General features: G+C 70.8%; 7 protein-coding genes and 2 tRNA genes. 5 read left to right on the top strand and 4 right to left on the bottom strand.

Translation table 11 applies throughout. From position 1 onward, the window contains the following. Positions 1 to 705 (top strand): ATP-binding cassette domain-containing protein (locus VIM26_RS14235; protein WP_331952279.1); only part of this gene is annotated, 705 nt, incomplete at its 5' end. Positions 706 to 739: 34 nt separating this feature from the next. On the opposite strand, the gene VIM26_RS14240 is transcribed toward VIM26_RS14235, so the two are convergent. Then, the gene (locus VIM26_RS14240) at positions 740 to 1,291 is read right to left on the bottom strand and encodes an NUDIX hydrolase family protein (protein ID WP_331952281.1); all 552 of its coding nucleotides are present in this window, start codon (positions 1,289 to 1,291) and stop codon (positions 740 to 742) included. A 120-nt stretch (positions 1,292 to 1,411) separates the two neighbouring features. On the opposite strand from VIM26_RS14240, the gene trxA reads away from it, so the two are divergent. Then, a complete protein-coding gene (gene trxA, locus VIM26_RS14245; RefSeq protein WP_331952283.1) occupies positions 1,412 to 1,798 on the top strand; it encodes a thioredoxin in 387 nt (128 codons plus the stop codon). A gap of 96 nt (positions 1,799 to 1,894) precedes the next feature. Here the strand turns inward: trxA and VIM26_RS14250 are convergent, their stop codons facing one another. The 3 genes from VIM26_RS14250 to bcp form a co-directional block, all read right to left on the bottom strand. Continuing rightward, the gene (locus tag VIM26_RS14250) at positions 1,895 to 2,284 is read right to left on the bottom strand and encodes a tautomerase family protein (RefSeq protein WP_331952285.1); all 390 of its coding nucleotides are present in this window, start codon (positions 2,282 to 2,284) and stop codon (positions 1,895 to 1,897) included. A 73-nt stretch (positions 2,285 to 2,357) separates the two neighbouring features. Further along, positions 2,358 to 2,438, bottom strand: a tRNA-Leu gene (locus VIM26_RS14255). Positions 2,439 to 2,491: 53 nt separating this feature from the next. Then, on the bottom strand, positions 2,492 to 2,959 hold the full coding sequence (gene bcp / locus VIM26_RS14260; RefSeq protein WP_331952290.1) for a thioredoxin-dependent thiol peroxidase: 468 nt from the start codon (positions 2,957 to 2,959) through the stop codon (positions 2,492 to 2,494). A gap of 126 nt (positions 2,960 to 3,085) precedes the next feature. Between bcp and VIM26_RS14265 the strand changes: the two genes are divergently transcribed. The 3 genes from VIM26_RS14265 to VIM26_RS14275 all read left to right on the top strand — a co-directional run. Next, the gene (locus VIM26_RS14265) at positions 3,086 to 3,421 is read left to right on the top strand and encodes a hypothetical protein (RefSeq protein ID WP_331952286.1); all 336 of its coding nucleotides are present in this window, start codon (positions 3,086 to 3,088) and stop codon (positions 3,419 to 3,421) included. A 114-nt stretch (positions 3,422 to 3,535) separates the two neighbouring features. Beyond that, positions 3,536 to 3,611: transfer RNA gene (locus tag VIM26_RS14270), tRNA-Lys, on the top strand. A gap of 293 nt (positions 3,612 to 3,904) precedes the next feature. Further along, a partial coding sequence (locus VIM26_RS14275) for an FAD-dependent oxidoreductase (protein ID WP_331952288.1) occupies positions 3,905 to 4,416 on the top strand: 512 nt, incomplete at its 3' end.

Here is a 4,416-nt window from a genome sequence, read left to right on the forward strand (position 1 = left end):
CCGCCGCTCGCGCTCGCGTTCCCGGACCTGCCCGCCCTGCCGGCCGGCTCGGGCGGCACCCCGCCGCGCGGCCCGCTCCTGGAGGTCCGCGCGCCGCTGGTCCCGGGTCGGCTCGACCTCGCGGGCACCCGGGTCTCGATCCCCTCATGCGGGCGGCTGCTGGTGACCGGCCCGAACGGCTCCGGCAAGTCCACCCTGCTCGCGGCGCTGGCCGGCACGATGCCCCTCGAACGCGGCGTCGTCACGCTCGCGCCGGGCGTGCGGCTCGGGATCCTCGCGCAGGACGACCGGGCCCCGAGCGGGCTGCCGGCGGCCGCGACGGGCTTCGACGCCTATGCGCGGGCGGCCCTCGACCTGCTCGCCGGCGGTGCGCTCGACCCGGAGCGGCTCGTGCCGATCGCGCTGCTCGGCCTGCTCAGCGAGGAGGACCTGGACCGGCCCCTCGTGGAGCTCTCGGTGGGTCAGCGGCGGCGGTTCGACCTGGCACGTGCGCTGCTGGCCGCCCCGCACCTGCTGATCCTCGACGAGCCGACGAACCACCTGTCGATCGCGCTCGTGGACGAGCTGACGGCGGCGCTGCGGGCGACGTCGGCCGCCGTCGTCGTCGCGACGCACGATCGCCGGATGCGCGCCGACCTCGCCGACTGGCCCGAGCTCACGCTCGACCCAAGAACCCCCGAAACCCCCGCAACGTCCGAGCGTTGACGTCCTATAGGACGTCAGCGCTCGGACGTTGCGGTCAGCGGAAGCGGCCGACGTGCGCCATCGCCTGGCGCAGCAGCGTGCCGTGCCCGGAGGACATCTCCACCTGGATCTGCTCGCTGGTGACCTCCTCGGGCGTCAGCCAGGCGAGGTCCAGGGAGTCCTGCTGCGGCGTGCAGTCGCCCGAGACAGGGACGATGTACGCGAGGGAGACCGCGTGCTGGCGGGGGTCGTGGTACGGCGTGACGCCCGGCGTCGGGAAGTACTCGGCCACCGTGAACGGCTGGGGCGACGGCGGGATCTGGGGCAGGGCCACCGGCCCGAGGTCCTTCTCGATGTGCCGCACCAGCGCGTCGCGGACCCGCTCGTGGTACATCACCCGGCCGGAGACCAGCGCGCGGGACATGACGCCCTCCGGGGTCACGCGCAGCAGGAGGCCCACGGAGACCACGTCACCGGAGTCGTCGACGCGCACCGGCACCGCGTCGACGTACAGGATCGGCAGCGAGAGCCGTGCGCGCTCCATCGCCGCCTGGCTGAGCCAGCCGGACGGACGCTCGGGTCTGGGGAACTCATCGGTGTCGGTCACGGTGCCGTTCTACCTTGTCGGCGCGTCGGACGGTTAGCCCGACGCGCTCGGCGGGGAATACTCAGAGGTCGAAGATTGTCATACGGACCGGTTGACACGAACTGAACTGGAGGGTCACACATGGCTACGACGACACTGACCGAGACCACCATCGAGCAGGCGATCAAGGACAACGAGATCGTCCTCGTCGACTTCTGGGCCGAGTGGTGCGGTCCGTGCAAGCGCTTCGGACCCATCTTCGAGACATCCTCCGACGCGAACCCGGAGGTGCTGCACGCCAAGGTCGACACCGAGGCCGAGCAGGATCTCGCCGGGGAGCTGGGCATCACGTCGATCCCGACGCTGATGGCGTTCCGCGACGGCATCCTGGTCTTCAACCAGGCCGGCGCGCTGCCCGGACCGGCGCTGGAGCAGGTGCTCACCGCCGTCCGCGGCCTGGACATGGACGAGGTCCGCGCCCAGATCGCCACGCAGTCCGAGGAAGCCGAAACCGTCACGCAGTCCTGACGACCCGAGCACCGTCCGCCGAGGTAGAGCCGCCCGTCCGAGATAGAGCCCTAGAACGCTCTATATCGGCGCGGGGGTACTACCTCGGCGGGGTTGCTACTGGTCGACCCGGTAGCTCAGCGTCAGCTCGTCACCGGGAAGGCCGCGGATGGCCCAGTCGTGCCGGGGCGTCTCGAGGACCGTGATCTCGAGATCGTGGCCGTCGATGCCGAGCTGCTCGGAGAAGTCGCGGTAGAGCCGCGCGTAGAGCGCCTTCTTGGTCGCGACGCTGCGGCCCTCGAACATCAGGATCTCGACGATCGTGTAGCGCTCGGTCCGGCCGGGCGGCGTGGGGAAGTCCTCGGCCGACATCGGGAAGAACCGGTGGAACCGCTTGTCCGGCGGGAGCTGGAGGACGTCGACGGCGCACGCGTGCACGACGTCGGACAGCCGCGAGCGGACCGGGTCGAGCGCGCCGCGCCGGCCGTAGATCTTGAACTGGGCCATCGGGCTCCTGGTGGTGGTCGGCCCGCTGACGGCGCCGTTGACGCTGCAGCGACGACCCGCTGCAACCACTGGGTGCGGGAGACGGGAATCGAACCCGCACGCCCGAAGGCACGGCGACCTAAACGCCGCGTGGCTACCATTTCACCACTCCCGCGCGGCCTACCTTTCCATACCGCGGCGGGGCGTGGGCCCGCTCGACCGGATGGGTCAGTCGATCCCGAGCTCGCGACGCAGCTTGGCGACGTGGCCGGTCGCCTTGACGCTGTACTGGGCGAGCTCGACCTTGCCCTCGGGGTCGACGACGACGGTGGAGCGGATCACGCCGGTCACGGTCTTGCCGTAGACGTTCTTCTCGCCATAGGCCCCCCACGTCGTGAGCACCTGCTTGTCCACGTCCGAGACCAGCGGGAAGGTCAGGCCGTCCTGCTCGACGAACTTCGCGAGCTTGCTCACCGGGTCCGGGGAGACGCCGACCACGCCGTAGCCCTTGGCCCGCAGGGCCTCCAGCGAGTCGCGGAAGTCGCACGCCTGGGTGGTGCACCCGGGGGTCATCGCGGCCGGGTAGAAGTACACGACGACGTGTTTCCCCCGCAGGTCCGAGAGGGTCAGGCTGCCGCCGTCGGCGGTCGGCAGAGTGAAGTCGGGTGCGAGGTCGCCTACGGCCAGACGGGTGATCATGGCGCCTACCGTACTGACGCGCACGACGAGACGCGTGCGGCGTCCAAGGAGGACCTGGGGCATGCTTGCGGCCCGGGCGCCTGAGATGATCCGATTAGTCATCTATGGACAGAGGTGAGCGGGATGGGCGACGCAAGCGACGCCACCGAGCACGACCCGACCCCGCAGGCGGCGAACCGGCGAACGGGATCCGCGCACGCTGCCGGGCAGGCGGAAGCCACGCACGCCAAGGTCGGCTCGCGGTCCCAGAGTTCGGGTGACGACGTCATGGACCTGCTCGCCGAGCACGTGCCGCTCGCGTTGCTGGCCGACCTCGTCTCTCCCGAAGGACCGGGGTCGAGCGAGATCCTCGCCTCCGAGGGACTGCCCGACGACGCGTGGTGGGAGACCCCCGACGCGGCCGGCTCCTCGTCGAGCAAGGATGCGGGTGACCCGGGGCCCTCGGGCAAGGACAACTGATCCTGGGCGGTGTGACCTGCGGCACCTCGGTCGGCCTCGGTTCGTCGAGGTCGCCAAACCGGTGATAGCGTCTCCATCGCACCGCCGAGCGTTCTGTGCCGGTGTGTTCGACAGGCGCCATTAGCTCAATTGGCAGAGCAGCTGACTCTTAATCAGCGGGTTCGGGGTTCGAGTCCCTGATGGCGCACCACGTAGGGCCTCTCGTTTGCGAAACTGCAGACGGGAGGTCCTTTTTTGTGCGTCGACCTACGGCGGGGCGCTCAGTGCAGCCCTCAGTGCAGCCAAACGGCACCAGGGGTGCACATCCGATGCACCGAGCGATGCACAGAGCCGGTCCGATTCGACGACGGCCCCACCTTCCGCGCGATGCCCGCGCACCGCGGCGCCACGGCGGTGGCAATTCCGCGCACCAACGTGCGAGTCCACCGCTGTTCGACAACCATGGAAGCCGCAACCCCGCGCCCCGCGCCTCAAGGAGCAACCATGACCGTCACGGAGCCCGACCTCTCACCCCGTACCTTCGACGTCGTCGTGCTCGGCGCCGGGGCAGTGGGGGAGAACGTCGCCGACCGCGCCCGTCGCACCGGTCTGAGCGTCGCGATCGTCGAGCCCGAGCTCGTCGGCGGCGAGTGCTCCTACTGGGCCTGCATGCCCTCCAAGGCGCTGCTGCGCCCCGGTGCCGCCCTCGAGGCCGCCCGCGCCGTGCAGGGCGCCGCACAGGCGATCACAGGGCGTCTGGACACCGCCGCGATCCTGGCTCGGCGCGACCGCATCGCGCACGAGTGGGACGACCAGAGCCAGGTCGACTGGCTAGCGAGCGTCGACATCGCCCTGATCCGGGGCCGGGCCCGCTTCACCGGCCCGCGCCGCCTCGAGGTGACCGACGACGACGGCGCCCGCTCCACCCTGGTCGCGCGCAGCGCCGTCGTGATCGCGACCGGCAGCCAGCCCGTCATCCCGGACGTGCCGGGCCTGGCGCTGAGCGAGCCGTGGAC

It is taken from the genome of Pengzhenrongella sp. (assembly GCF_036565025.1).
Classification (GTDB): domain Bacteria; phylum Actinomycetota; class Actinomycetes; order Actinomycetales; family Cellulomonadaceae; genus Pengzhenrongella.

What these genes read in the sequence shown, in the direction of transcription:
- trxA (WP_331952283.1), top strand. Translation starts at nt 1,412, where the DNA reads ATGGCTACGACGACACTGACCGAGACCACCATCGAGCAGGCGATCAAG.
- VIM26_RS14250 (WP_331952285.1), bottom strand. Translation starts at nt 2,284, where the DNA reads ATGGCCCAGTTCAAGATCTACGGCCGGCGCGGCGCGCTCGACCCGGTC.
- VIM26_RS14265 (WP_331952286.1), top strand. Translation starts at nt 3,086, where the DNA reads ATGGGCGACGCAAGCGACGCCACCGAGCACGACCCGACCCCGCAGGCG.